Origin of the sequence: Nonomuraea sediminis (assembly GCF_018531495.1) — a bacterium.
In the GTDB taxonomy this organism is placed as follows: Bacteria; Actinomycetota; Actinomycetes; order Streptosporangiales; family Streptosporangiaceae; genus Nonomuraea; species Nonomuraea sediminis.
On record NZ_JAHDTI010000009.1, the window covers coordinates 147,687 to 172,597 of the forward strand.

Sequence of the window (24,911 nt, forward strand, 5' to 3'; positions counted from 1 at the left end):
TTTCGCGATCAACGATCGCAAACGCCTACGGCGCCCGAGATACGGAGACGAGGCGTACAGGTGAAGCCACGTAGGTGAGCCCCCAGCACAGGGCGGCAACCTGACGCGCACGCGGCAGGGGCGCTTGAGGCCAGGCGAGATCCGCGAGGGCCCGAAAGCTAGCGGCGGTGGAGGGTGAGGCAGGCGATGCGGGGGGCCGAGGCGCCCGGGGCCGCGTGGATGACCAGGGATTGGGGCAGGTGGGCGGGGTCGAGTTGCCAGTCGTGGCGGGTGGTGGCGTGACCGGTGCCGTTGCCCAGCGTACGGAAGTCGAGCCAGACCTCGTCGGTCCCGCGCTTGAAGTGCGGCCCGGCCGCCTGCGGGTCGGCGCCGCACGGCTCGGTGTGCAGATGCGCGCCGTACGCCCGGTTGTGCAGGAAGCCCTCCACGACCAGCGAGGTGACCGTGCGGTCGCCGACGGACTCGGCGGTGAGGCTGGCCTGGGCGCCCTGGGGCACGAGCTTGCGATCGTAGGCGATCGCGGCCGGATCGCCGCCGGTGAACTCGCCGCCGCCGGTGACCCCCACGGGTGCGGCGGCGGGCGCGCTCGGCGTGCCGGCGGTCGACTGTGAACAGCCGGTGGCGATCAGTCCCACCAGCATGGACAAGCTGAGCATGCCGTACGGCAAGCGAGAGCGCATGCGAGCCCCCCAGAGCGGCGACGGAGGCGACCACTCTAGCGAGTGATCGAGCGCCTACGCTCCGTGTTTGGCGGCGATGTCGTCGATCTGGTCGGCGAGCGTGTAGTCGAGCTCGGTCAGGCCGCCCTTGTCGTGCGTGGTGAGCAACAGGTGCAGCGTGCGCCACCGGATGTCGATGTCGGGATGGTGGTTGAGTTCCTCGGCCTTGACCGCGATCTCGTCGACGATCCTGATGGCCGTCGGGAAGTCGGGGGCTTGGATGGTACGGCGCAGCGTCTCGCCCTCACGTGTCCAGCTCATGGGCCAACGCTACTTCAGTGCCCCGGCGCCGAGCCCGGACTGGATCTGCCGCTGGAAGATGATGTAGATGATCAGCACCGGGATGATCGCCAGGTTGAGCGCGGCGAACAGCGCGGGCCAGTCCGCCTGGTAGCCGGCGATGATCGAGATGTTGGCGATGCCCTGGGTGATGACCCATTTGTCCTTGGCGCCGGCGAGCAGCACCAGCGGCAGCAGGTACTGGTTCCACTGGCCGAGCACGTTGAAGATGGTGATGCTGATCAGGCCCGGTCTGGCCATCGGCAGCATGACCTGGAAGAACGTCCGGGTGTGCGAGGCCCCGTCGATCATCGCGGCCTCGGCCACCGCGTCCGGCAGCGTACGGAAGAAGGCGGCCATGAAGAACACGGTGAACGGCAGCGAGTAGGCGATGTAGACCAGGATCACCCCGGTGTAGGTGTCGAGCAGCCCGAGCTGCTTGACCACCCCGAACAGCGTGCTCAGCGCCAGGAACACCGGGAAGGCCATGCCCGCCACGAACAGGTAGTAGATGAACCGGTTGCCGAAGAAGGTGTAGCGGGCCAGCACGTAGGCCGCCATCGAGCCGAAGAGCATGGTGCCGAACGTGCTGAGCGCCACGATGACGACCGTGTTGAACATGTAGCGCCCGATGTGCGCGGTGTCCCAGGCGCGCACCCAGTTGTCGAACCGCAGCGCGCCCGGGAACTGGAGCGGGTCTCCGAAGATCTCGGTGTTGTTCTTGAACGACGCCAGGAACGTCCACAGCAGCGGCAGCAGGATCAGCAGCGCCCAGACGAACAGCGCGACGTGCGAGAGCCTGCTGAGCACCCCCTGCCGGGGCCTGTCCTCACGGGTGAGTGCCATGTCAGATCTCGAGCTTCTCTCGCCGGGTCACGCGGAGAGAGATCACCGCGAACGTGATGGTCAGGAAGAACAGGGCGACGCCCATGGCCGAGGCGTATCCGGCCTTGGAGTAGGTGAAGGCGTTCTTGTAGATCTCGACGGGCAGCACGGTGGTGGCGCCGTCGGGGCCGCCCTGGTCGACCGACAGCACCATGACCAGGGCGAAACAGTCGAAGGCGGCGATGCCCAGGTAGACCCAGCCGACCTGGATGGTGTCCCACAGCAACGGCAGCGTGATGGAGAAGAACAGGCGCCCGCGCCCCGCCCCGTCGAGCGCCGCGGCCTCGAAGTAGTCCTTGGGGATGGCCGCCATGCCCGCGGAGAACAGCACCACGTAGAAGCCGACCGCCTGCCAGACCATCACCGCGATGAGCGAGGGCAGCGCCAGGCTCGGCTCGGTGAGCCAGCCCACCGGCTGCAGGCCCAGCCTGATCAGCACGCCGTTGATGACGCCGTACTCGTCGGGCCGGTACACGGCCTGGAACAGCACGCCGATCACCACGACGGCCAGGACCTGGGGGAAGAAGAAGATCACCTTGTAGACCGTCGACCCCCAGATCCCGCGCATGCCCGCGCCGCGCGCTCCCCCACCCAGGTTGAGCAGGAACGCGAAGACCAGCGCGATCGCGATCGTCACCAGCGGCAGCGCTACCAGGACGATCGCGTGAGTCCGCAGGGCCTGCCAGAAGACGTCGTCCCGGAACAGGCGGGCGAAGTTCGCGAAGCCCACGTAGTTGAACCGGGGTGAGACGCCCTTCCAGTCGGTCAGCGAGATCTGGAACGCCTGGACGTACGGGCTGATCACGAAGACCACGTAGAGCACCACCGGGACCACGAGGAAGCCCGCGATGAACCCGTACTTGCGCAACCGCACCATCGGCTAGGCGCTCCGCGTCTGCTTGGTGATCGAGGAGTCGGCCTTGATGTCGTCGGCCTTCTTCTGGACCGTGCTGAAGAACTCGTCCGGGGTGATCCGCCCGGACATCACGGCGTTGGTCTGCTTGGTGGCGAAGTCGAACAGCTCCTTGTACCAGCCCTCGAAGCGGGCGTCGGTGATGATGTTCTGCCCGGCGGCGTCCTGCGCCCTGTAGGCGCTCATCAGGCCGGGCGGCAGGTCGACGCCCTCGGCGGCGCCGTTGACCACGGTCAGGCTCTTGGTCTTCTCGGTGAAGCCCTTGGCGCCCTGCTTGGAGAGCATGATCCGCAGGTACTCCAGGCCGCCCTGCGGGTTCTTGCCCTTGGCCGCCACGACGAAGTTCTCGCCCACGCCGACGTGGATGGCACCGTACGGCATCTTGTCGCCGGCCGTGACGCTGGGTACGGGCGCGATGGCGTACTCGAAGCCGGCCGGCTTGTCCTTGGCCATCTCGTTCTCGATCCACGAGCCCGTGGGGTAGAAGAGCAGCTTGTGCTGCAGATGCTTGATCTGCGTCTGGGTGTGGTCGAGCCCGAAGTAGGCCTTGTCGCCGTAGTTCTTCTGGATGTCCACCCAGGCGTTCACCGACTGCTTGACGGCGTCGGCGTTCCAGGCGTTGTCGACGAGGTTGTCGATGTCGATCAGGACCTGGTTCCCGCCGATCTGCGCGGCCGTGTAGAGCATGTTCCAGAGCTGGTAGTACGGCCCCTTCTGCCCGGGGTAGGCGAACAGGAGGATGCCCTCCTTCTTGGCGGTGTCGCCGAGCGCCTTGAACTCCTCCCAGGTCTTGGGCACCTGCCAGCCCTTCTGCTCGAAGAACTTGGCGTCGTACCAGAGCGCGCGGTGCTCGACGGTGTAGTTGAGCACCAGGTCCTTGCCTTCGAGCTTGGCGTTCTCCAGGACGCCGGGGGTGACGGTGTCCCTGACCTTCTTGCTCGGGTCGTCGATCGAGGGGGCGTCGAACAGCGGCGACAGGTCGGCCAGCGAGCCGTCCTGGGCCAGCGGGGCCAGGTCGAGCGCCTCGGGCCCTGAGTTGTTGATGACGTCGGGCACGTCGCCGCTGACGAAGCGGGGGCGGAGCTGGGTGCCGATCTGCTGGGTGGCGTTGTGCTTGATCGAGACGCCGGGGAACTCCTGCTTGTAGAGCGCCTCGTGCACGTCGGTGGCGTACGCCTCGCCGAAGCCGCCGCTGAAGATGACCACCTCGAGAGGCTTCTTCGCGTCGACGCCGAAGGGGTTCTTGGGGTCGCTCGACGCGGCTGCCGAGGTCGCGGGCGCCGCGGACGGCTCGCTGCCCGAGCCGCCGGTGGCGCAGGCGCTCAGCAGGCTCCCGCCGGGGCCCACGATCAGCGCGGCCAGTCCGGCGCGCCGCAGGAGCTGGCGCCGAGTGATCTCTCCCGGGTGGGTCATGGGGGCTCCTGAAGAGAGAGAATTAGGAAAGTTTCCTAATCGTTTTGCCCGAACGTACGAACGCCCAGCGTGACCCGTCAAGGGGCCGCAATCGACCCGTGACCTTGCGACGCAACTCCGTGACCCTCTTGCCCAGAATCCCGTTCTAGAAAGAGACTGGACAAATGATTGAGGAGTACGCGGATCGGATCTGGCGGGGCGAATCTGACGACAGCATCGTCGACCAGGGCATGGAGGGCAAGGGCGTCCAGCCGATCGCGGACGGCCTGGGCTGGTGGTCCGGGTTCGGCAACGTCGTCGCCTTCGAGGGCGACGGGGAGCTGGCGCTGTTCGACACGAGCAGCCCCTTCTCGGCCGGGCAGCTCTTCCAGGACGTACGCGCCTGGTCGACGGCACCGCTGACCACGGCGTTCTACTCGCACGGGCACATCGATCACGTCTTCGGCACCGGGCCGTTCGAGGAGTCGCGCCGGGCCACGGTGTACGCCCATGAAGCGGTGGCCGCCCGCTTCGACCGCGACTTCGGGAAACGGCCTCGCACATATGTGCGAGGCTGGTACGGTTGCGTCGTCCGGCGGCGAGAACCAAGCTGCCGGACCTACCGCCGGGCTGGCGGGATGTGAAGCCTGTGGAGACCACGTAAGACCTCGGCTTGGGTTCGTCCCGGGGGCTGTCGCCTGTGAAGCAGGAAGGTCCGACCTGCGAGGGTTGGAGTCCCCTGGCTCAGCCGTGGGGAGGAGGTCAACTGGGTCACGCCGAACTGCGGCAACCCGCAGAAGGTGCAGCGCTATCCGCGGGAGTGGCTGCACGCGCTGCACCGGATGGCGGCGCTGGACGCCGAGATCATGCTGCCCAGCCACGGCGCGCCGATCCTCGGGCGCGACCGGATCAGGCAGGCGCTGCTGGAGACGGCCGCATGGCTGGAGTCGCTGATCACGCAGACGCTCGACCTGCTCAACGCCGGTGCCCGGCTCGACGAGATCGTCCACACGGTCACGCCGCCCGCGCACCTGGCGGACCGGCCCTACCTGCGGGCGCGCTACGACGAGCCCGAGTTCGTGGTCCGCAACCTGTGGCGCCTGTACGGCGGCTGGTACGACGGCAACCCGGCCAACCTCAAGCCCGCGCCCGACGCGGTGCTCGCCACGGCGGTGGCCGACCTCGCCGGCGGCGCCACCAGGCTCGCCGATGCCGCGCTGGACGCGCTGTCGCGCGGCGACGAGCGCCTGGCCGGCCACCTGGCCGAGATGGCCGCCCTCGCCGCCCCCGCCGACCCCGGCGTCCAACGCGTCAGAGCCCAGGTCTTCGCCACCCGCGCCGCCAACGAACAGTCCCTGATGGCAAAGGGCGTCTTCACCTGGGCAGCTTCTGAATCATCCACCCGGGCGTCTGATCTTTCATGAGCCTGTACGGCATGTGATCTTTCATGAGCCCATACGGCGAGCCACGGCCACCGACCGCCCGCCGTACTTCGGCTGAGGACCCGCGACCGGCGCTACTGGCGAGTCGATGCCAATGCCCCACCGCAACGCGGCCCAGAACCGCAGCCGCACCGAACCGGCCCGAAGCCGGACGGCCGCACCACGCTCCCCTTGCCGCCGTACAGGGCACCCCGGACAGGGCGCTTGACGACCGCCGCACCCCTCCTCGCCGACCCCGGCGCGGGACACCCCCGCGCCGGTACGGCGAGGCGGCGTCGCCTGCCGTACCGGGAGCGTCAGCCGAAGTTGGACCTGGTTTCGGCGAAGGCGGCGTCGGTGCCCTGCAGGGCCTTGGCGACGTCCTCCTCCGTGTGGGCCGCGGACATGAACCAGTTGTGCCACGGGTGGATGTAGACGCCGTGCCGCAGGCAGGCGTCGCTCCAGTACAGCGCCTTGGACAGGTCGGCGTCGCCGTCGAAGCTGAGCCACGGGATCGTGACCGGCCCGGTCTGGTTGACGACGAAGCCGTGCGCCTTGGCCTGCGCGTAGAGTCCTTCGCGCAGCTGCGTCCCGGCACGCTCCATGGCCGCGATGCCGTCCGTGTCGCGCAGCGTCTCGATCGTGGCCTTGGCCGCCGCCATCGCCACGGCCGAGAACCAGAACGACCCCGTCGTGTACAGCGTCTGCGCCGCAGCGCGCAGCGCGTCGGTGCCCGTCACGGCGGCGATCGGGTAGCCGTTCGCCATCGCCTTGGACCACGCCGTGAGGTCGGGCCGCACGCCGTACGGCTCCCATGACCCGCGCAGGTCGATGCGGAACCCCGCGCGTACGTCGTCGATCACCAGGGCCGCGCCCAGCCGGTCGGCCAGCGCACGGGCGCCGCGCGCGAACTCGGGCTCGACCAGCTCCTGGTCCTCGAAGGAATCGTGCTTGAACGGCGTCACGATGATCGCCGCCACGTCCCCTTCGACCGTCGCCGCCGCGGCCTCCAGCGAGGCCAGGTCGTTGTACTGGAACTCCACGAGATCGGCGCGTTCGTTGGGGGTGGTCCCGGCCGGTGAGGGCGTGCACCACGGGTCGGCGCCGTGGTAGGCGCCGTGCGCCATCAGCACCTTGGCCCGCCCGGTCGCGGCCCTGGCCACCATCAGCGCCTGGGTGGTGGCGTCGGTGCCGTTCTTGGAGAACATCGCCCAGTCGGCGCTCGGGATCAGGTCGACCAGCAGCTCGGCCAGCTCCACCATGATCGGCCCGGGCCCGTTGAGCGTGTCGCCCTTGGCCAGCTGGCGGGCCGCCGCCTCCTCCACGCGCGGATGCCGGTGACCCAGCACGACGGGTCCCCAGCTGCACATGAAGTCGATGTACTCGCGCCCGTCGACGTCCCACTGCCTGCAGCCCTCGCCCCGCTCGAAGAACTGCGGGTACCCGGGCGCGAAGATCGCCGCGTTCAGGTGCCCGTACATGCCGCCCGGCACGACCTTGAGCGCCCGCTGACGAAGTTCGGCATCTGTCATCTGAAAGTCTCCCTCACAAGTCTGTACGGCAAGCCCTGTCATCCGTCAGCCGTTACCCGTCACCACGGCAATCGCCTCCCGGCACACGCGGAGCGGGTGTCGCGGCGTTGTCATCCCTGGGCGGGGAGGATGGCCAGGGTGGTGGGCAGGTCGGTGATGCCGGCGTCGGAGCCGAGGCCGGTGGCCACGCGGGTGGCGGCAGCGGTACCCCAGCTCGCGGCCGTGCGCACGTCCTGGCCGTGCAGCAGGCCCGTGATGAATCCGGCGCAGTAGGCGTCGCCGCAGCCGGTGGTGTCGTTGACCTCGACCTGGAGTGCCGGGACCCGTTCGGCCGGCACGCCGCCGGTGACCAGGAGGCTGCCTTCGGCGCCCAGGGTCACCAGGACGCCGCGCGGGCCTTCGGCCAGCAACTGGGACGCGGCAGTCTCCACGTCCGGTGCCCCGGTCATGAGCTTGGCCTGCGACTCGTTGGGCAGGAAGTAGTCCACGTGCGGCAGGAACGCCTTGGCCATCCCCAGCAGGTCCGGCATCTCCGACAGCAGGTCCATCGTGACGATCGTCCCGGCCGCCCGCACGGAGTCGAGCAGCTCGAAGAACGCGGGATCGCCCAGCCCGAACGTCACGTCCACCCCGCCCAGGTGCACCGCGTCGGCATCCCGCAGGGCCTCGGCGTCCACGTCGCCGAAGGTGACGCTCAGGTTCGCGCCGGGGACGTGGAAGCTGGGCCGCCCGCCGTCCGGGCGGATCGGGAGGATCGACGCGGCGGTCTGCTCCCCCGCCCGCCGGGACAGCCGCGACACGTCGACCCCGTGCCTGGCCATCACCATGACCAGGAAGTCGCCCAGCTCGTCGTCGCCGATCGCGCCCATCGTCGTGACCTGGTTGCCGAGCTTGACCAGGTCCACGGCCGTACCGGCGGCGGCGCCCGCGGCGGTGAGCCGGATCTGGTCGACCAGGACGGTGTCCTGCCCTTCGGGGATGAACTCCACGGGCCTGGTCAGAACATCCACGATGTGGACACCTACCGTGACTACCCTCATGGCGGTTAGTAGACAGACGTCCGAATAAAAAGTCAATATGCTGGTGCCAGGGAGGTGTCACCGAATGCCCAAGATCGTTGACCATGACGAGCGCCGCCGCGAGGTCCTGTCGGCGGCGCGCCGGGTGATCGTCCGCGACGGCCTCGACGCCGCCACCACGCGCGCGATCGCCAAGGAGGCCGGATACTCCAACGGCGTGCTCGCCCACTACTTCGCCGACAAGGACGAGATCCTGCTGTCAGCGCTGCGCCAGTCGCACCAGCGCATCCGCGAGCGCCTCACGCGCAAGGTCGAGGGGGTCACCGGCCTGGCCGCGCTGCGCGAACTGCTCCTGGACAACCTCCCGCTCGACGCGGAACGCACCCAGGAGACCCGCCTGGAGGTCAGCTTCTGGAGCCGCAGCCTGGCCTCGGAGCACCTGGCCGAGGTCCAGCGCGCCGAGGCGGCCGAGCTCCGCGACGCCGTACGCCACCTGCTCGGCGAGGCCCGCGCGGCCGGCGAGCTGGCCGCCGAGGAGAACCTCGACGACCTCGCCGAATACCTGCTCGCCCTGGTCGACGGCCTCAGCCTGCACCTGCTCCTCTACCCCGGCCGCCTGACCCGGGTGGACCTCGAACGCCACCTCCTCACCGCCCTCGACCGCCTCCGCTGACGTTGTCACGCACGAACGCCACTGCGCTGACGTGCCGCCCCTCGACCGGCTGCGTTGACGTGCCATCCCTCGACCGGCCGCGTTGACTTGTCACCCTCGAACGCCGCCCTCTCCCCGCTCTCGACCGGCGGCGCCGACTGTGGGTTGACCTTGTCACCGGCGTCAACGTTTAACATCCCGCAATGACCATCACCGCCGAGGACCGTGCCGCGCTGCTCGACCACGATCGCCGCTTCTTCGACGCCCTCGTGGGTGGCGACGTCCAAGCCCTGGAGCGCCTGCTCGCCGACGACTTCGTCCTGGTGGGCATCGAGGACGGCGCCATCGCCCGCCGGGACGCGCTGCTCGGCCTCATCTCGGGCGGCTCGCTCCGCTTCCCGGCGATCGAGTCCTTCCCCGAGGAGGCCATCGTCCGGCGCATCGGGGACACGGGCATCGTGGTCGGGCGCACCACCATGAACTTCACCGGCCCCGACGGCGCCCCCTTCACCGCGGCCAGCCGCTACACCCACGTCTTCGCCCTCACCCCGGACGGCACATGGCGCCTCCACTCCGCCCAGGGCACCACAATCCGCCCGTAATCCTTCTCCAACGCCCAGGCAACCATCGCGAACGTACGGCAAGCCACCCCACCGCCACCCGCCGCACAGGGCCGGCCACCTCCAGGAAGACGCCCACTGACCCGCCCCCGGTCGGCCACCGCAACGACGCCCGAAACCCCGCCACCCCGGTCCAGGCCACCCACGGACTTCCCACCCGAAACTCCCGCGCCCGAACCACACCCGCTCACGAGAGCCCGTACGAAACCCCTACGGCCTCCCGTGGCGCCCTGGACCGGCTGCGTGCGGGGGTGGCGGCACCCCCGACCTCCAGCCGGAGCCCGCCACCCCGGTCCTGTTCGCCCGGAATCCCCAGCCTGAAACTCCCGCGATCGGGTCTGGTCGTGCCCGGGTCTCTGTCGAGATAACCCGGGGTTCGTTGGGGCTTGCCGTACTCGGGGCTGTTACAAGGAGAGGGTGAAGGCGGCGGTGGACTCCAGGGTGCGGAGGAAGGGTTCGGCGGGGAAGGCTTCGGCGGTGCTGAGGACGCCGGGCTCCTTGGGGCCGTCGCCGTGGACGAGCCGGATCGCGCCCTCGACCGAGGCCAGAGCCCCGGCACGCCAGATGTCGTGACCGCGGACGTGACCGTTGCGACCGCCGCCGCCCACCGCGACCGCCTGCACGGCGATGGTGAAGTCGGACTGGGCGCGTTCGGCGGGCGTGGCGTGCTGGCTGGTGAAGGTGCGCTCGTCCTCGAACGTGCTGGAGGTGAGCTGCGACTCGACCGTCCGGACGGCCACGTGGCGCGGGATCGTGACGACCTCACCCGAGGGGAACGGCGCGATCATCGTGCGCGGCCCGACCGGCGGCGGGAACGGGAAGACCGTGTTGCGGATCTCCACCGGCCCGACACGCTGCTCGCCGCCGACGTGGGTGATCCGGTCGATCTCGCCGATCAGCAGTTCGGCCGTCCTGACCGCGGCGGGCGTCATCCGCCAGCCGTTCACCGAGTATCCGACCGTCAGCCGGTCGACCTCGCCCAGCCCCTCGGCCACCGCGGACGCGAGCAGGTCGGCGAGCCCGCCGTAGAAGCTGATCTGCGGGACCATGACGATGCCCGCCCGCTCGGCCGCCCCCTGGTAGGTCTCGAACAGGAACTTCACCGGATGCGGCTCGACCGCGTGATCGAGGTAGTGGCACCCGCCCGCGACGGCCGCGGACGCCACCGGCTCGCACGTCTCCGCGAAGGGCCCCGCGCAGTGGATCAACACCGCGACGCCGCTCGCCAGCTCGCGTAACGCCCTGGGATCGTCCAGCGGCGCGACCTTCACCTGGACGCTGGTCGAGGCCAGCTCTTCGGCCATGGCGTGCAGCGCGGCGGCGTTCCTGCCCGCGAGCACCACCTCTTCGCCGCGGTCGAGCAGCTCGGCGGCCACCAGCCTGCCGGTGTGCCCGTTGGCGCCATAGATCGCGATCATGCTGACCCCTTCCATAGCAGGGTCTCGAACATACGTTCCCAACTCGCGAGCGTCAACGTGATTGAGGGATTTCGGACGACCGACTACATTGCCCTGCATGGACTTGCGCGAGGAGCTCTGCGAGTACGGCAGGCGATGCGTCGAGCAGGGGCTGGTGATCGGGACCTCGGGCAACCTGAGCGTCCGCGACGGCGACCTGGTGACCGTCACGCCTTCCGGGGTGGCGCTCGACCAGCTCACGCCCGAGGCCTGCCCCGTCGTGGACCTCGAGGGCTACCTCGTCGCGGGCGACACGCAGCCGTCGTCGGAGACGCCCATGCACCTGGCCCTCTACCAGGCCACGGGCGCGCAGGCGATCGTGCACACGCACTCGGTCTTCGGCACGGTCGTCGCCACGACGATGACGGAGCTGCCGCCGGTGCACTACAACGCGCTGCTGCTCGGCGGCACGATCAAGGTCGCCGACTACGCGACGTACGGCACGCCCGAGCTGGCCTCCAACGTCCGTGCCGCGATGGAGGGCAAGCAGGCCGCCCTCCTCGCCAACCACGGCGGCGTCACCGTCGGCGCGTCCCTCGAGCAGGCCTTCTCCTCGACCCGCCTCCTGGAGTGGCTGTGCGAGGTCTACGTCCGCGGCCTCGCGATCGGCCGGCCCACGATCCTCACGGAATCCCAGCTCGCAGCAGTGGTCGACCGCGCCCTCAACCCACCCACCTTCCCCCGCCGCCCCTGACCGAGCACGCCATGGCTGTTCACCGTACGCGCCGAGCCCCGCCGCACACCGGCTCGCCGACCCGGCGCCAGGTAGGAGTGCTGGGCCGGTGGGTGCGTGCGGGGTCGTGGTACGGCGAGGTGGAAGCACGGCCGGTCGCCGCACGTGTTGCGCCGGGACCCGCCGCACAACGTCTCGCCGACCCGGCGCCGGGTAGCAGCGCTCGGCCGTAGGTGCGTGCGGGCAGCGGTGGGTTCTATGGACCTCGGGCGTCCCCGTTGTGGGGTGGGTGGGCGGGTAGCGGTGGGGAAGGGGCGTACGGCGGGGGTGGGTGGAGTTTAGGAGAGGGTGGCGCGGCGGGCGAGGCCGAGGGGGAGGCCGCCGGAGCCGGCGAGCTTGTCGTGGAAGGAGCGGAGCGACCCCGCGTAAGAGGCGCGGATGTCGTCGATCTCCAGGGCCCCGGTGAGGTATGAGGGCGCCTGCGTGGGCCAGGCGCAGTAGCGGTTGACCTCGACGGCCGCCGTCTCGGGAGACAGTGCCGACTTGGTGGCCATGAACTGCTCGGCCTCCGCGATCGGCATGTCCGAGCAGTGCAGCGCCGTGTCCACCACCATCCGCGCCGCGCGGAAGATGCGCCCGTCGAGATAGGCGAGCTCGGTGGCGGGCGTGTCGAAGTACCCCTGCTCGTGCATCATCTTCTCCACGTACAGCCCCCAGCCCTCGGAGAAGTAGGGCGTGCGGAAAACCTTGCGGACCGTGCGCGGGTTGGCCGCCATGTGCGACAGGTGCCAGTGGTGCCCGGGGTAGGCCTCGTGCACGGCGGTGTCGGGCATCTGGGCCCGGTGGTTGCTGCGCAGGCGCTGCCGTACCTGCTCCTCGGTGAAGGAGTCGGGCGTGTAGGGCACGAAGAAGTACCCCTTGCGGGAGGGGGTGAGAGGCGGCGGCGCGATGTAGTGGGCGACGGCGAGGATGGGCCGGTTGTACTCGGCCGACGGCAGCACGTCGCACTCCTCCCCGTCGGGGAAGGTGACCAGCTCGCGCTCGAGCACGAAGTCGCGCGCCCGGCGGGTCTCGGCCTCGTACTCGGCGCGCATCGCCTCGAGGGTCGGCGGGTGGTCGTCCATCAGGGACTCCAGCGCCGCCCGCCAGCCGGACGAGCCGTCAAGGCGCGAGGCGACGGCACGCATCTCGGTGTCGAGCAGGTCCCACTGCTCCACCCCCTTGGCGTGCAGTTCGGCCGCGCCGTACCCGAGCATCTCGCGCTCGCGCAGCAGCGTGCTGTAGAGCTCCTCCCCCATCCGCCAGGTCCCGCCGCAGCGGAACTCCTCGAGGAAGGCGGCGAAGCCGTCGAAGGCGTCGGCGGCCGGCGACGCGGCGTCCACGAAGCGCTCCCTGAGCGCCGGCGAGGAGATCATGCCGGGGATGGTGCGCGTGAGCAGCCCGCGCGCCGTGCGCGCCTGCCCGAGGGCGCGCCGCACGAGCAGGTCCGCCGCGAGATCGGGCGAGAGGTTGGTACGGCAGGCCGCCAGCACCCCTGGCACCTCGGCCAGCCGCGCGACGGCGTCGTCGACGAGCTCGGCCTCCGGCTGGAGGGCGCGCTGGAACGGCACGAACAGCGAGCCGAAGATCGAGCTCAGGTAGACCGACGGGTCACGGCGCCACCACGGCCACCCGTCGAGCGCGAGCTCGCCGCGCAGGTGGGAGAGCACGAGCTCCCGGTCGATCTCGTCATCGGGGGAGCCTCCGGACTGGGCGGAGAGCCGTTCGAGCCACGTGACCCGCTCCTTGGAGTAGCGGAGCAGCCCGGTCTCGGTGAAGTCGCCCAGGGTGCGGGCGTAGCCGTCGGCGCCGAGGGAGGTCGCGGTGATGGGGTTGTTCGCGAAGTACCACGCCAGGAACTCATCCACTTTCGCACAATATCCTGATGAAATGGCCCTGCAGATCACCGGCGCGCTCGGCGAACCTGACCTGATCCGACTCCCCTGGGAGATCCCACTCGAAGAGTGGCCCCAGCATCATCTGGTCGACCTCCCCCGCGGCATCTCCCGGCACGTGGTCCGCTTCGCGCGGCTGTCAGGGAAGGTCTACGCGATCAAGGAGATCAGCGAGCGCTACGCCAAGCGCGAGTACCAGTTGCTGTGGGACCTGGCCAGGCTCGACGCCCCTGCGGTGGAGCCGGTGGCCTACGTGACCGGGCGCGACGGCGGGCTCGACGCGGCGCTGATCACCCGGCACCTGCAGTTCTCGCTGCCCTACCGCGCGGTGATGTCGGGCACGCTGCGGCCCGACACGCTCACCAGGCTTTTGGACGCGCTGGCCGTCCTGCTGGTGAGGCTGCATCTGAACGGCTTCTACTGGGGCGACTGCTCGCTGTCGAACACGCTGTTCAGGCGGGACGCGGGCGCGTTCGCCGCGTACCTGGTGGACGCCGAGACCGGCGAGATGCACCCGATGATCAGCGAGGGCCAGCGGCTGGGCGACATCGACCTGGCGCACACCAACATCTTCGGCGAGATGCTCGACCTGGAGGCGGGCGACCTGCTGCACCCGTCGATCGACCCGATGGAGACGGCCGAGGACATCGTCGCCCGCTACCACCGGCTGTGGAGCGAGATCACCCAGGACGAGATCATCGAAGAGGTCGACTGGCACAAGGTGGAGAACCGCATCAGGCGGCTCAACCTGCTCGGGTTCGACGTGGCGGAGATGATGGTCAGGCGCAAGGTCGGCACCGGGCGGCTGATCGTGCGGCCCAAGGTGGTCGACGCCGGCCACCACCAGCGCCGCCTGCTCCGGCTGACCGGCCTGGACGTGGAGGAGAACCAGGCGCGGCGGCTGCTGAACGATCTGGACGGCTTCCGCGTGGCCAAGGGACTGCGGCACGAGGACGAGGCGATCGTGGCGCACCGCTGGCTGGCCGAGGTGTTCCAGCCCACGGTCGCCGCGATCCCCGCCGAGCTGCGCGGCAAGCTGGAGGCCGCGCAGCTCTTCCACGAGATCCTGGACCACAGGTGGTACCTGTCGGAGGCCGCGGGGGGAGACGTCGGGCTGGCCGAGGCCGTCAAGTCGTATGTGGACAACGTGCTGGTCCACAAGCCGGACGAGAAGGCCCTGCTGCCCGACGAGCCGGTTCAGTAGGCCACGCAGATGCGCGAGCGCGGGTGCGCTCCCTTCTCGACCTCGTCGGCGACGGCCACCGCGTAGTCCTCGGCGGTGATGAAGCTGCGACCCTCGTCGTCGGTGAGCAGCTCGTCGCCGCCGACGCGGTAGTCGCCTGTGCGCTCGCCGGGCGCGATCTCGGCCGCGGGCGAGATGTAGGTCCAGTCGAGGTCGTCCACGCCCCGGTAGATCTGCAGGTTGGAGCGCTGGGCCTGCGCTTCCTTCTTGTAGATGGCGGGGAAGTCGGGCGTGTCGACCAGGTCGAGGTCGGGGGCGACCTTGAGGCCGCCGGCGCCGCCGACCACGATCAGCCGGGTGACGCCCGCCTGCCGTACGCCGTCGATGAGCGCGCGGTTGGCGGCGAGGAAGGCCGGCTCGGGCTCGGTGCCGTCGCGCGGCGGCGCGATGGCCGAGATCACCACGTCGTGGCCACGGGCGAGCTTGCCCGCGTCGGCGACGTCGCCCTTGACCGGGCCGCCTGACCTGCTGACTCCCGTTACTTCGTGCCCGCGATTGGTGAGCTCAGCGGCGATGCGCTGACCGATCATGCCGGTCGCGCCAAAGAGAAGGATCTTCATGGCGCCCATAGTATCCAATGGATACTGGTTACTTCATCGTGCTATAAGTACCTTATGGATACTGGCGATGTCTTCGACCCGAATTGCCCGACGCGGGTGGTGCTGGATCGCATCGGGGACAAGTGGTCGGTCCTGGTGCTGCTCAGCCTGAGCGACGGGCCGATGCGGTTCACGGCGCTGCGCGACCGCATCGGCGGGGTCACGCCGAAGGTGCTGACCCAGACGTTGCGGACGATGGAGCACGACGGGCTCATCAGCAGGAAGATCTTCGCCGAGGTGCCGCCGCGGGTGGAGTACGCCCTCACCGACCTGGGCGGTTCGCTGCACGGCCCGATCGCCGTGGTGGCCACATGGGCGGAACAGAACGTGAGTAAAATTCTCGAATCGCGCGAACTTTCGGCATAAAGCGCGAAATTCTCCTCCGCAGGGGATAACTCTTCCTCTCGGCGATAAACACCTGTCACTTCCCGCTCCCGCCTCTCAACCGCCGTCTCTACGCTGTCCCAGTCCTGCGGACGGCGAGGGAGAGCAGATGTTGGGATTGGACGACTGCCTGACCGAGGTCATGGCGATCCCGGGGGCACTGGACGCGATGCTCGTCGACCACACGAGCGGCATGGCGGTGGCGTCCGACAGCACGCCCCGCGGCGTGGACGCGGAGACCTCGGCCGCCGCCCTCACCGAGGCGTTGCGCGCCACGATGGACGGCCTGTCCAGATCCAGTCCCGGCGAGACCGTCCGGATCGACGACATGCTGGTCACCACCGACAAGGGCCATCATCTGCTCAGGCTCCTGGAGACCCATTTCGACGGTCCGCTGGTCATCTACGTGCGCCTGGACCTGGAACGGTCGAACCTCGCCCTGGCGCGCTACCGCCTGCAGGCCATCTCCGGCCAGTTGATGACGTGAACCATGGCCCGCCTCGACGCGCTGCTGGCCGGTTTCGCCCGCGAACGCTCCACGGGTGCTCTGCGAGTGGGCAGAGCTGGAACGATCTACCTGGACGAGGGCCGGGTGACCTACATGGAATGCGTCCAGACCCCTACCGCCGACCGCCTGCTCACCCTCAACGGCCGGGTCCCCGAGGAATCGATGCGGGTCTACCAGTCCGGCGGCGGGTGCGACCTGATGCTCAAAGAGAGCAGCATCAGCCACGGCGAGCTGCAGTACCTCGTCCTCGCCGCCGTGCTGGACGCGGCCTTCTTCCTCCTGCCCGTCACCGGGACCAGGCCCAAGTTCCAGCCCGGCCAGCAGCACTGGCTGGGCGGCCAGTGGTTCTTCGACGTCGCCGGGCTGGTGCGCGAGACGGCTCGGCGCCGTGCCCGGCTCGCCCAGGCCTGGCCGCGCGCCGACCTCGACACCTCCCCCGTACGGCCGGCGGTCCGGCTGCCCGGCTCGCGCGTGACGATCAGCGACGTCCAGTGGGAGATCCTGATCGGCGCGGACCGGGAGGCGACCCCGCTCGAACTGGCCGCACGGCTGGGCAGGTCCGGGTATTCGATCCTGCTGGCCGTACGGGAGATGGCGGCGGCCGGGCTGCTGGAGACGGCGGACCCGCTGCCGCGGCGCGAACCCCGCACGGCGACGGAGCGCCCGCCGCACGATCCGCAGGCGCCGCACCTGCCCATCGGTCCCACGGTGACCGCGGACCCGATGGACCTGACCCTGCTGTTGCGGCTGAAGAAGGCGCTGGAGGAGTTGTCGTGAGGTTCCCCTCACTCAGGAGGAGGCCACCCGTGGAACTGCGCGAGGAGTTAATGAAAGAGATGGTCCTCCTGCGCGAGCGCAACCCGTGCGTGGACGGGAGCATCGCGTGCACGGTCGACGGGCTGACCATCGCCAGCGACCTGCGGGGAGAGGGCCAGGATCAGACCGCCGCGCTGTCGGCGGCGGTGCTGGCCATGAGCAGGCGCATGATGGCGCTGGCCGGCCGGGGCGGGCTGGAGGAAACGCTCATCTCGGGCACCGCGGGCTTTGCCGCCTTCTACGCCGCGGGCCCCACCATCGTCCTCACAGTCCTGGCAGAGCCCGGCACCAATCTCGGGCTGCTCCGGCTGGAGGGGCGCAAGACGGCGGCGAGCGTGGCCGCCATCGCAGCACGAAAGCAGTGACCGCAGAAACGATCGGAGGAAAACATGGCCGGCATGGACGTCTCCCTCAAGGAGATGATGGGGATCGACGGCGCGCTTGGCGCCGCGATCGTCGACCACGGCAGCGGGATGGCGCTCGGCACGCTGGGCGGCTCCAAGGATCTGGATCTCCAGGTGGCGGCGGCGGGCAACACCGAGGTGGTGAAGGCCAAGCTGCGCACGATGGACTCGCTCGGCCTCAAGGACGTGATCGAGGACATCCTCATCACGCTGACCGGGCAGTACCACATCATCCGCCCGATCACGGGAAGGGGAGGCAAGGGGCTGTTCCTTTACCTCGCGCTCGACCGCAGCAGGGCCAATCTCGCCCTGGCCAGGCACAACCTCAAGGCGATCGAGGAGAAGCTGGAGATCTGACGGCCACGCGGCCCGCGCGCGAGGGCGCGGGCCGCGTCAGCCGGCGGTGTGCTTGGTGATCGCACCGACGATCTCCGGCCAGAGCGGGCGCGGGAAGTCGTGGCCCATACCGGGGAAGGTGAGCAGCCGGGCACCGGGCACGGCCGCGGCGGTGGCCTGCCCGCCGGCCAGCGGCACGAGCTGGTCGTCCTCACCGTGGATGACGAGCGTGGGCATGCGGAGCCCGGCCAGCGCCTCGGTCCTGTCGGGCGAGGCCATGATCGCGGCGAGCTGGCGGCCGGTCCCGTCCGGGTCCCAGGCGCGGTCGTAGGCCGTCCCTGTCATCCAGGCGATCCGCTCGCGGTCCAGCGGGAAACCGGGCGAGCCGATGATCGACCAGGTGTGGAGCTCGTGCTCGATGAGCGCCTCGCGCTCCGACGGCGGCACCGACATGAGCACCGCCAGGGCCGCCTCGGTCGGCGGGGAGATCGACGGGCCCGGCGTCGACATGATCGAGGTGAGCGTGAGCACCCGGTCGGGGTGCCGGATGGCCAGCGCCTGGGCGATCATGCCGCCCATCGAGGCGCCCACGATGTGCGCCCGGTCCCAGCCGAGCGCGTCGAGCAGCCCGGCGGCGTCGTCGGCCATGTCCTCGAGGAGGTAGGGGGGATCGCCTGCCTGCGGCAGGTGGGTCGACAGGCCCGCGTCGCGGTTGTCGTAGCGGACGACATGGTGGCCCTGCTCGGCCAGGAGCCGGCACAGGTCGTCGTCCCAGTGGATGAGCTGGGCGCCGAGGCCCATGATCAGCAACAGGGGCCGCCCGTCGGGCGACCCCATGCTCTCGTAGACGATCTCGATGCCGTTGACGGGAACGCGCGTGGTCACCCGATCAGAATGGCATTCTAGTTTCTCTTCGTAAAGAGGAAGAGCCCCCCACGCGGCCGCCCAGGGGGAAGGGGCAGCCGCGTGGAGGGCTCTGGTCTCAGCGGCGGACGAGCTTGCGCAGCTTGTCCTGACCGAGCACGAGCCCGCCACCCAGGATGGCCAGGCCGCCGGCGATGGCGAAGCCGCCGACGCCGTTCGACTGGTTGACCGGCTCGCTGGCGGCGGCCGCCAGCGCGGGGCTCACGCCCGCGGGCTTGTCCTGCTGGGGGTCAGCGGGCAGCGCGGCCTGGGCCGGGGCGTCAGGCTGCTTGGTCTCGGGCTGCTGCTTCGGGGCCTGCGGCAGGATGACCTTCGGCGGCTTGGCCGGGTTGTGGTCAAAGCGAGCGTAGGCGCCGGTGGAGAAGGCCACGGGGTGGTTCTTCTTGCCCGGGCCGCCGCCCCACTTGGTGATGACGTACTGGACCTTGATGTGGCCCTCGCCGCCGACGCCGTCGACGCCGAGCGTGGAGGAGTTGAACTTGCCGCCGGTGAGCTGGGCGAAGGTCTTGGCGTCCAGGTCGAGCATGACGCCGCTGTTGGAGGGGTTGCCCGGGCCGCGGTCGCCGACGAAGAACGGCGCCTTCTTGCCCTTGTAGATGACGTAGCCCTCGGTGAACAGGGGCCAGCTGGGGCTGGCGACCAGGCCCTTCTGCATGGGCTTGCCGCTGGCGGGCAGGCCGGTGTCACCGGCGCGGCCGGAGGAGTCGTCCCAGAAGTAGGAGGCGGTGGTCCCGCCCTTGAGCAGGGGCCTCTTCTGGTCGAAGGAGTCGGCGTGAGCAGCGGTGGTGCTGACGGTCAGCGCGCCGATGAGACCGGCGCCGAGCAGGGCGATAGAACGCATGCCGAAGCGAGCAGACATGGAAAAGCAAAGTCCTTCGTGCGGGAACAGGGCAAAGCGCTCAATCAGAAGGGCGTAGCCGGGCAGGAGGCCGAACGGTCGCTACGCGGAGCGCAGGGGGGAAAGCTGAGGGGGAAGGGCCGTCAGTAGGCTGCGGCAGGCTGTGACTCTGTGCGCGGCGGGGGAACGAGCATGTGAGTAAAGTCCTCTCCATCTCGCCTACCGGGTTAGCTGACGGGTTCGGACGTGGAGATGCCCTACCGGCTCACAGCCGGATTCACCCCAAGGAACGTGGTTCCCCGGTTCCCGCGGGTGCGGGATTCGGCGCCAGCCGGCGGCCTCTTCTTTGTGAAGGGCACGGTCACCAGCTGGTAACGCAAAGGACTCTATGGGTCAAAACCAGCAAAAGCAAAACAAAACCCATGAAAAGGGCAGAAGATCTACCTTAAGGGTCAAAAAAGAGAGGGGGTACGGCAAGCCGTACCCCCTAGAAACACCAGCGTCAGCCGCCGCTCTTGCGTCGGAATGAGCGCTTGCTGGCGGCCGGGCCGTGAGCCCCGTGAATCTTCGACGGATCCCCGCCCCTGCCACCCGCGCCCGCGTCGGCGTGCTGGTTGCGCTTGCGATCCAGCGCCTCACGGAACTTGCGCTTCATCTCGTCCTCGGGAGTCTCGCTGACTTCCTGCTCCGGTGTTTCCGCCATGAGGACCTCCTGGTGTTGGGGACCCTCAAAGCTTCTCACGACGCCAAACTCGCCTCCACCTCGACCTGCGCTTGAGGGATGCGCGGGAGCGCGCCGCCGCGCAGCGCCAGGATCGCCACGAGCGCGACGACGGCGCCCGCGACGCCCAGTATCGGGATGACCTCCGCGGCCGCGGCGGCATGGGCGGCGGGCAGCCCGTGCCGCGGCGCCTCGTTCACGATCACGGAGGTGTAGGCGGTGCCGGCGAAGGCGAGCGCGACCGAGCCGCCGATCTGCCGGAAGAAGGTCAGGTTGGCCGAGGCCACGCCGATGTGCTGAGGCGGCACCGACTGCTGCGCGGCCACGGTGAGCCCCGACAGCATCGGCCCCATGCCCAGCCCGATCAGCACCATCCAGCCCGCCAGCAGCCAGGGCGAGGTGTCGACGGCCAGGTTCACGCACAGCAGCGTGCCCGCGATCATCAGGAACGGCGAGGCCATCAGCCACGGCTTGTACTTGCGGGTCCTGCTCATCAGGGCGCCCATGACGATGCTGCCCGTGACCATGGCCAGGGTCAGCGGGTAGATCCGCATCCCGGAGTCGGTGGCGCTCACGCCGAGCGCCGACTGGAAGTAGCGCGGCAGGAAGACCACTCCCGCGTACATGCAGAACGCGGTGAAGAACGAGATCACCATGACCAGCGTGTAGTCGCGGTTGCGGAACAGGTGCATCGGCACGATCGGGTGCTCGACCCGCAGCTCGACCAGCACGAACATGACCAGCAACGCCAGCGCCAGCAGGATCGGCACGATCACCGCGGCACTGGTCCAGGTGTGCCCGTCGACGCCCTTCTCGGTCAGCCCCACGAGCAGCGCGCTGATCGCCACGGTGAACACGCCGATGCCCAGGTAGTCGGGCCGCCCGCCGCCCGTACCCGCACGGCGAGGCAACTGGCGCCACACGATCGCCATCAGGATGATCCCGAGCGGCACGTTCACGTAGAACGACCAGCGCCAGTTCACCTGGTCGGTGAAGACGCCGCCGACGAAAGGCCCGGCCAGGAAGCTCAGCGCCATCACCGCGCCGAGCGCGCCCTGGATGCGCGAGCCGCCGCGGTCCGGCGGGAACATCTCGATCACCAGCGCCAGCGACAGCGGCATCAGCGCACCGGCGCCCAGGCCCTGCAGCGCGCGGAAGGCGATCAGCTGCGTCATGTCCTGGGCGGCCCCGCACAACGCCGATCCGACGATGAACACGGCCATCCCGATGAGCAGCAGCGGCTTCCTGCCGTGCTGGTCGGACAGCCGGCCGTACATCGGGACGGTCACCGTCGAGGTCAGCAGGTAGGCGGTGACCACCCAGGTGTAGAGCGTGGTCCCGCCCAGCTCGGCGGTGATCCGCGGCAGCGCGGTCCCGACGATCGACTGGTCGAGCATGGCCAGAAACATCCCGCCGAGCACGGCGAGGAGCAGCGATATGTTAGGTTTCACACGTGAAGATTGACCTGTAACTCCTTACATGTCAAGCGTTGCACTAAGGTGGGATCATGTCCCTGCGGATGGCGCTGCTGGGCCTGCTCGAGGCCAAAGGCCCGGCAAGCGGGTACGACCTGGCCAAATCGTTCGAACGCTCGCTCAACCACGTCTGGCAGGCGGGGCACACGCAGATCTACCCCGAGCTGGTGAAGATGGACTCCGACGGGCTGATCGCGGTCCAGTCCGAGGGAGCGCGCGGTCGCAAGATCTACGTGATCACCGAGGACGGCAAGGGCCGGTTGCACGCCTGGCTCAGGGACCACGAGCCCGCCATCACGATCCGCAGCGACATCGCGCTGCAGGCTTTCCTGCTCCCCCTGCTGGAGACCGCGCAGGCCATCGACGTGCTGGAGCGCATCAGGCGCAGCTTCGAGGAGCGGCTGTCGGTCCTGGAGTGCTTCCCCGACCCCGAGTCCAAGTCCGACTTCGGCAGGTTCGCGCTCAAGCTCGGCCTGGCCCAGACCAGAACGGGCCTGGCCTGGGCCGACGAGTGCCTAGCCGAACTTCGTTCTCGCCTCTGAGCGCGTGGTGGCCACCTCGAGGCGTTCGCGGGGCACGAAGCTCGCGCCGACCATGACGCCCAGGGCGATCGCCAGCACGACGACCCCCGTGTTGACCAGGTCGGCCAGGCTGGCCGCGCTCTGCTGGACGACCAGCTCGCTCACGCTCGCCAGCCCCAGCGAGCCCGGCACCAGCATCCAGAACGAGGGCAGGTACAGCACCTGCGAGGGCGTCCTGGCCCGCCGCTGGACCAGGTGCGCGAGCACCGGCAGCACCAGCCCCGCCACGAACGCGCCGAAGGGCGCTCCCGCGGCCGTGCTGCCCATCACCTGCGCGGCCCGAGCGACCAGCAGGACGGCGAGCAGCCACGGCAGCAGCCGCCGCGGCGCCGAGTAGCTGACCACGAACCCGATGCCGAGCAGCGCCACCCCCACCCACGGTGCCCACGCGCCCAGCCCCCGCACCGCAGGCCCCGCCGGTATCGGGGCCTGCGTGGCCACCGAGGTGCCGACCAGGATGCCGAAGGCCAGCAGGAGCAGCACGTTGAACGCGCTGGCCAGCCGGCTGAGCCCGGACAGCATGTCGCCCTGCGACAGCTCGATCACCCCCATGGTGAGCTGGGTGCCGGGCAGGAACGCGATCAGCGGCGCGACGAGCATCAGCGAGGCCCATTCGTGCAGCACCGGCCCTGCCCAGACCCGCGCCGCCATGGTCACCAGGGCCGCCGCCACCACCGGCAGCGCCGTCTCGAGCCAAGGGATCCTGGACCCGATCATGCGCAGCAGGCCGACCCCGAGCCCGAGCGCCACGTACCCGGCCACGGCGGGGAGCGTGGCGTGCTGGATGACGCCGAGCCCGACGGTCTGCACGGCGTATCCGGCGACCGACTCGATCGGGTTGAACCTCTCGGGGATGGCCGAGATCCTGAGCAGTTCCTCCATGGCGTCGGCCGCCGTCGTGGGCTCGTCCTTCAGCCTGTCGACCAGCGAGTAGAGCGCCTGGATCTGGGCCAGCGTGAGCCTTTCGCCCTCGATCGGCAAAAATTCGATGGCCTCGAAGGCGCCCTCCCCCACCCGGACGAACACCCCCGTCGGGACGATGAACGAGCGGACCCTGGCGCCGTTCCTGGCGGCCACGTCCCTGATGGCGTCCTCGACCTCCTCGATCAGCGCGCCCGCCATCACCAGCATCGCGCCGAGCTCGCACAGGAACGTCGCGAACTCGCGGGTCCACTGGGCCTGCAGGTCCGCCCTCGGCACCACCGTGACGGCCTTGGGGCGCCGCCCGGTGAGCACCCCCCAGGCCTGCCGCGCGCCGCGCTTCAACCCCACAGCCAAAGGGTTTCCCGAGCATGAGCCCCAGCAAGGTCAAAGGGAGATCCGTTCTTGGTGTTGCGGAGAAACTTGACCGGTAACGACCGTTACATGACGCCAACAGCGGAACTGCGGCAATGAACCCGCTTCGCCTCCTCGGCCGTGACGTGGCGATCGACCTCGGCGCGGCAAGCACGCAGATCTACGTCAAGGGCAAGGGCATCGTCCTCAACGAACCCTCAGTGGTGACGCGCTCCCTGGCCACCGGCAAGGTGGTGGCCGTCGGTGCCGATCCGGCCCCCAAAGGGGAAACCCTCACCGTCAGACCGGTCAGCGGTGGCCTGCCGTACGACGGAGACCTCACCCGCCACATGCTGCGACATTTCCTGAAGAAGGCGCACGGGCATCCCTTCGCCCGCCCCTGCATGGTGATCGCGCTGCCCAGCGACCCCACGGGGATCATCGGCGACGCCCTGAGCAACATGGCCTACGACATCGAGGCGCGGCGCGTCTACCTGGTCCACCACGGCATGGCGGCCGCGATGGGCGCGGGGCTGCCCGTCAAGGAGGCCACGGGGAACATGGTCATCGACATCGGCTGCGACACCACCCGCATCGCGGTCGTCTCCTGCGGCGCCGTGGTCGCCGCCAGGAGCCTGCCCGTCGGTGGAGGCGACGTGACCAAGGCCCTGGTGGCCCTCGTCAGGCGCGAGCACGGCCTGGTGATCACCGAGGCGGCGGCCGAGGACGCCAAGCGCCGCAAACCGCTGGAGGTGCCCGCGGTCGACCCGTACACCGGCGAGCGCCGGACGGTCACGATCTCGGCCGAGCTGGTCAGCATGGCCACCAAGACCCCGGCCGAGCGCATCGCCCGGGCGGCCGCGGACATGGTGGAGGGCCTGTCGCCCGACCTCGCGCTCGACATCGCCGACCGCGGCGCGGTGCTGACCGGCGGCGGCTCGCTGCTGCGCGGGCTGGGCAAGCGGCTGCGGCAGGAGCTCGGCATCCCGGTGCAACGGGCCGAACGGCCGGTGGAGTCGGTGGCGCTCGGGCTGGGGCGCTGCGTCGACGACCTGCGGCGGATCCCCGGCCGGCTGGTCATCCGTCCGTGAACCCGATGGTGGCGTGGGTCCCGTCGCAGAACGGCTTGTTGCGCGAATGGCCGCACCGGCACAGCTCGTACCGCTCGCGGGCGGGATACGCCTCGCCCTCGACCCAGCTCACGGATTGGCCGCGCTCGTCCGTGCCGATGATCTGCTTCCTGATGGGCACCGACCCGCTGACCGAGTAAGGTCCGTTCGGGGTCACTTCGATACGCACGATCAGTGCCGT

At 69.6% G+C, this 24,911-nt stretch carries 29 protein-coding genes and 1 riboswitch; of the genes, 13 read left to right on the forward strand and 16 right to left on the reverse strand.

Going from position 1 to position 24,911, the window contains the following annotated elements; translation table 11 throughout:
* Positions 1-158: 158 nt before the first annotated feature.
* The 5 genes from KIK09_RS32305 to ngcE are packed head-to-tail and all read right to left on the reverse strand — an operon-like array spanning position 159 to position 4,209.
* Positions 159-680, reverse strand: coding sequence for a hypothetical protein (locus KIK09_RS32305; RefSeq protein ID WP_214323192.1), 522 nt, complete (start codon positions 678-680; stop codon positions 159-161).
* Between the two features lie 54 nt (positions 681-734).
* Positions 735-980, reverse strand: coding sequence for a 4a-hydroxytetrahydrobiopterin dehydratase (locus KIK09_RS32310; protein WP_214323193.1), 246 nt, complete (start codon positions 978-980; stop codon positions 735-737).
* Between the two features lie 9 nt (positions 981-989).
* Positions 990-1,844: a carbohydrate ABC transporter permease gene (locus KIK09_RS32315; RefSeq protein ID WP_214323194.1), complete on the reverse strand. Its 855-nt coding sequence runs from the start codon at positions 1,842-1,844 to the stop codon at positions 990-992.
* Between the two features lies 1 nt (position 1,845).
* Entirely contained in the window at positions 1,846-2,760 is a 915-nt protein-coding gene (locus KIK09_RS32320; protein ID WP_214323195.1) for a carbohydrate ABC transporter permease, read from the reverse strand.
* A gap of 3 nt (positions 2,761-2,763) precedes the next feature.
* Positions 2,764-4,209 (reverse strand): N-acetylglucosamine/diacetylchitobiose ABC transporter substrate-binding protein, encoded by a 1,446-nt coding sequence (gene ngcE, locus KIK09_RS32325; protein WP_214323196.1) that lies wholly within the window; start codon positions 4,207-4,209, stop codon positions 2,764-2,766.
* A 164-nt stretch (positions 4,210-4,373) separates the two neighbouring features.
* On the opposite strand from ngcE, the gene KIK09_RS32330 reads away from it, so the two are divergent.
* Positions 4,374-4,832: an MBL fold metallo-hydrolase gene (locus KIK09_RS32330; RefSeq protein ID WP_214323197.1), complete on the forward strand. Its 459-nt coding sequence runs from the start codon at positions 4,374-4,376 to the stop codon at positions 4,830-4,832.
* Positions 4,833-4,988: 156 nt separating this feature from the next.
* Complete coding sequence (locus tag KIK09_RS32335; RefSeq protein ID WP_214323198.1) at positions 4,989-5,612, forward strand: alkyl sulfatase dimerization domain-containing protein; 624 nt, start codon at positions 4,989-4,991, stop codon at positions 5,610-5,612.
* A gap of 314 nt (positions 5,613-5,926) precedes the next feature.
* Here the strand turns inward: KIK09_RS32335 and KIK09_RS32340 are convergent, their stop codons facing one another.
* Together KIK09_RS32340 and KIK09_RS32345 are read right to left on the reverse strand one after the other, a co-directional pair.
* Complete coding sequence (locus KIK09_RS32340; protein ID WP_214323199.1) at positions 5,927-7,141, reverse strand: aminotransferase class III-fold pyridoxal phosphate-dependent enzyme; 1,215 nt, start codon at positions 7,139-7,141, stop codon at positions 5,927-5,929.
* A 110-nt stretch (positions 7,142-7,251) separates the two neighbouring features.
* On the reverse strand, positions 7,252-8,181 hold the full coding sequence (locus tag KIK09_RS32345) for a carbohydrate kinase family protein (protein ID WP_214323200.1): 930 nt from the start codon (positions 8,179-8,181) through the stop codon (positions 7,252-7,254).
* Between the two features lie 64 nt (positions 8,182-8,245).
* Here KIK09_RS32345 and KIK09_RS32350 point away from each other — a divergent pair, with 64 nt between their 5' ends.
* Together KIK09_RS32350 and KIK09_RS32355 are read left to right on the forward strand one after the other, a co-directional pair.
* Positions 8,246-8,833, forward strand: a complete 588-nt coding sequence (locus tag KIK09_RS32350) for a TetR/AcrR family transcriptional regulator (RefSeq protein ID WP_214323201.1) — start codon at positions 8,246-8,248, stop codon at positions 8,831-8,833.
* Between the two features lie 182 nt (positions 8,834-9,015).
* The gene (locus KIK09_RS32355; RefSeq protein WP_214323202.1) at positions 9,016-9,414 is read left to right on the forward strand and encodes a YybH family protein; all 399 of its coding nucleotides are present in this window, start codon (positions 9,016-9,018) and stop codon (positions 9,412-9,414) included.
* A 422-nt stretch (positions 9,415-9,836) separates the two neighbouring features.
* Here the strand turns inward: KIK09_RS32355 and KIK09_RS32360 are convergent, their stop codons facing one another.
* Positions 9,837-10,850: a saccharopine dehydrogenase NADP-binding domain-containing protein gene (locus KIK09_RS32360; protein WP_214323203.1), complete on the reverse strand. Its 1,014-nt coding sequence runs from the start codon at positions 10,848-10,850 to the stop codon at positions 9,837-9,839.
* A gap of 97 nt (positions 10,851-10,947) precedes the next feature.
* Here KIK09_RS32360 and KIK09_RS32365 point away from each other — a divergent pair, with 97 nt between their 5' ends.
* Complete coding sequence (locus tag KIK09_RS32365; protein WP_214323204.1) at positions 10,948-11,583, forward strand: class II aldolase/adducin family protein; 636 nt, start codon at positions 10,948-10,950, stop codon at positions 11,581-11,583.
* A 317-nt stretch (positions 11,584-11,900) separates the two neighbouring features.
* Here the strand turns inward: KIK09_RS32365 and KIK09_RS32370 are convergent, their stop codons facing one another.
* Positions 11,901-13,469, reverse strand: a complete 1,569-nt coding sequence (locus tag KIK09_RS32370; RefSeq protein ID WP_214323205.1) for a DUF885 domain-containing protein — start codon at positions 13,467-13,469, stop codon at positions 11,901-11,903.
* Between the two features lie 22 nt (positions 13,470-13,491).
* Between KIK09_RS32370 and KIK09_RS32375 the strand changes: the two genes are divergently transcribed.
* The gene (locus KIK09_RS32375) at positions 13,492-14,700 is read left to right on the forward strand and encodes a DUF4032 domain-containing protein (protein ID WP_214323206.1); all 1,209 of its coding nucleotides are present in this window, start codon (positions 13,492-13,494) and stop codon (positions 14,698-14,700) included.
* On the opposite strand, the gene KIK09_RS32380 is transcribed toward KIK09_RS32375, so the two are convergent.
* Entirely contained in the window at positions 14,694-15,299 is a 606-nt protein-coding gene (locus KIK09_RS32380; RefSeq protein ID WP_214323207.1) for an NAD(P)-dependent oxidoreductase, read from the reverse strand. The two genes, KIK09_RS32375 and KIK09_RS32380, sit on opposite strands and share 7 nt — an antisense overlap.
* Before the next feature lie 54 nt (positions 15,300-15,353).
* Between KIK09_RS32380 and KIK09_RS32385 the strand changes: the two genes are divergently transcribed.
* From KIK09_RS32385 to KIK09_RS32405, 5 genes are all read left to right on the forward strand, one after another.
* Positions 15,354-15,704: a winged helix-turn-helix transcriptional regulator gene (locus KIK09_RS32385; protein WP_214323208.1), complete on the forward strand. Its 351-nt coding sequence runs from the start codon at positions 15,354-15,356 to the stop codon at positions 15,702-15,704.
* Positions 15,705-15,831: 127 nt separating this feature from the next.
* On the forward strand, positions 15,832-16,209 hold the full coding sequence (locus KIK09_RS32390) for a roadblock/LC7 domain-containing protein (RefSeq protein ID WP_214323209.1): 378 nt from the start codon (positions 15,832-15,834) through the stop codon (positions 16,207-16,209).
* Between the two features lie 3 nt (positions 16,210-16,212).
* Complete coding sequence (locus tag KIK09_RS32395; RefSeq protein WP_214323210.1) at positions 16,213-17,007, forward strand: hypothetical protein; 795 nt, start codon at positions 16,213-16,215, stop codon at positions 17,005-17,007.
* Positions 17,008-17,036: 29 nt separating this feature from the next.
* Positions 17,037-17,411, forward strand: coding sequence for a roadblock/LC7 domain-containing protein (locus KIK09_RS32400; protein ID WP_214323211.1), 375 nt, complete (start codon positions 17,037-17,039; stop codon positions 17,409-17,411).
* 24 nt (positions 17,412-17,435) lie between these two features.
* Positions 17,436-17,807: a hypothetical protein gene (locus KIK09_RS32405; RefSeq protein WP_214323212.1), complete on the forward strand. Its 372-nt coding sequence runs from the start codon at positions 17,436-17,438 to the stop codon at positions 17,805-17,807.
* Between the two features lie 36 nt (positions 17,808-17,843).
* On the opposite strand, the gene KIK09_RS32410 is transcribed toward KIK09_RS32405, so the two are convergent.
* The 4 genes from KIK09_RS32410 to KIK09_RS32425 form a co-directional block, all read right to left on the reverse strand.
* A complete protein-coding gene (locus tag KIK09_RS32410; protein WP_214323213.1) occupies positions 17,844-18,671 on the reverse strand; it encodes an alpha/beta fold hydrolase in 828 nt (275 codons plus the stop codon).
* A gap of 97 nt (positions 18,672-18,768) precedes the next feature.
* Positions 18,769-19,569 (reverse strand): hypothetical protein, encoded by an 801-nt coding sequence (locus tag KIK09_RS58160; RefSeq protein ID WP_250574123.1) that lies wholly within the window; start codon positions 19,567-19,569, stop codon positions 18,769-18,771.
* Positions 19,570-19,749: 180 nt separating this feature from the next.
* Positions 19,750-19,885: riboswitch (cyclic di-AMP (ydaO/yuaA leader) on the reverse strand.
* Between the two features lie 165 nt (positions 19,886-20,050).
* The gene (locus KIK09_RS32420; RefSeq protein WP_214323214.1) at positions 20,051-20,251 is read right to left on the reverse strand and encodes a DUF5302 domain-containing protein; all 201 of its coding nucleotides are present in this window, start codon (positions 20,249-20,251) and stop codon (positions 20,051-20,053) included.
* A gap of 35 nt (positions 20,252-20,286) precedes the next feature.
* The gene (locus KIK09_RS32425; protein WP_308164411.1) at positions 20,287-21,720 is read right to left on the reverse strand and encodes an MDR family MFS transporter; all 1,434 of its coding nucleotides are present in this window, start codon (positions 21,718-21,720) and stop codon (positions 20,287-20,289) included.
* 56 nt (positions 21,721-21,776) lie between these two features.
* Between KIK09_RS32425 and KIK09_RS32430 the strand changes: the two genes are divergently transcribed.
* Positions 21,777-22,286 (forward strand): PadR family transcriptional regulator, encoded by a 510-nt coding sequence (locus tag KIK09_RS32430; RefSeq protein WP_214323215.1) that lies wholly within the window; start codon positions 21,777-21,779, stop codon positions 22,284-22,286.
* Here KIK09_RS32430 and KIK09_RS32435 read toward each other — a convergent pair.
* Positions 22,260-23,597 (reverse strand): threonine/serine exporter family protein, encoded by a 1,338-nt coding sequence (locus KIK09_RS32435; protein WP_214323216.1) that lies wholly within the window; start codon positions 23,595-23,597, stop codon positions 22,260-22,262. The two genes, KIK09_RS32430 and KIK09_RS32435, sit on opposite strands and share 27 nt — an antisense overlap.
* A 119-nt stretch (positions 23,598-23,716) precedes the next feature.
* Here KIK09_RS32435 and KIK09_RS32440 point away from each other — a divergent pair, with 119 nt between their 5' ends.
* Positions 23,717-24,691: a rod shape-determining protein gene (locus KIK09_RS32440; protein WP_214323217.1), complete on the forward strand. Its 975-nt coding sequence runs from the start codon at positions 23,717-23,719 to the stop codon at positions 24,689-24,691.
* Here KIK09_RS32440 and KIK09_RS32445 read toward each other — a convergent pair.
* Positions 24,678-24,899 (reverse strand): CDGSH iron-sulfur domain-containing protein, encoded by a 222-nt coding sequence (locus KIK09_RS32445; RefSeq protein WP_214323218.1) that lies wholly within the window; start codon positions 24,897-24,899, stop codon positions 24,678-24,680. The two genes, KIK09_RS32440 and KIK09_RS32445, sit on opposite strands and share 14 nt — an antisense overlap.
* Positions 24,900-24,911 lie beyond the last annotated feature (12 nt).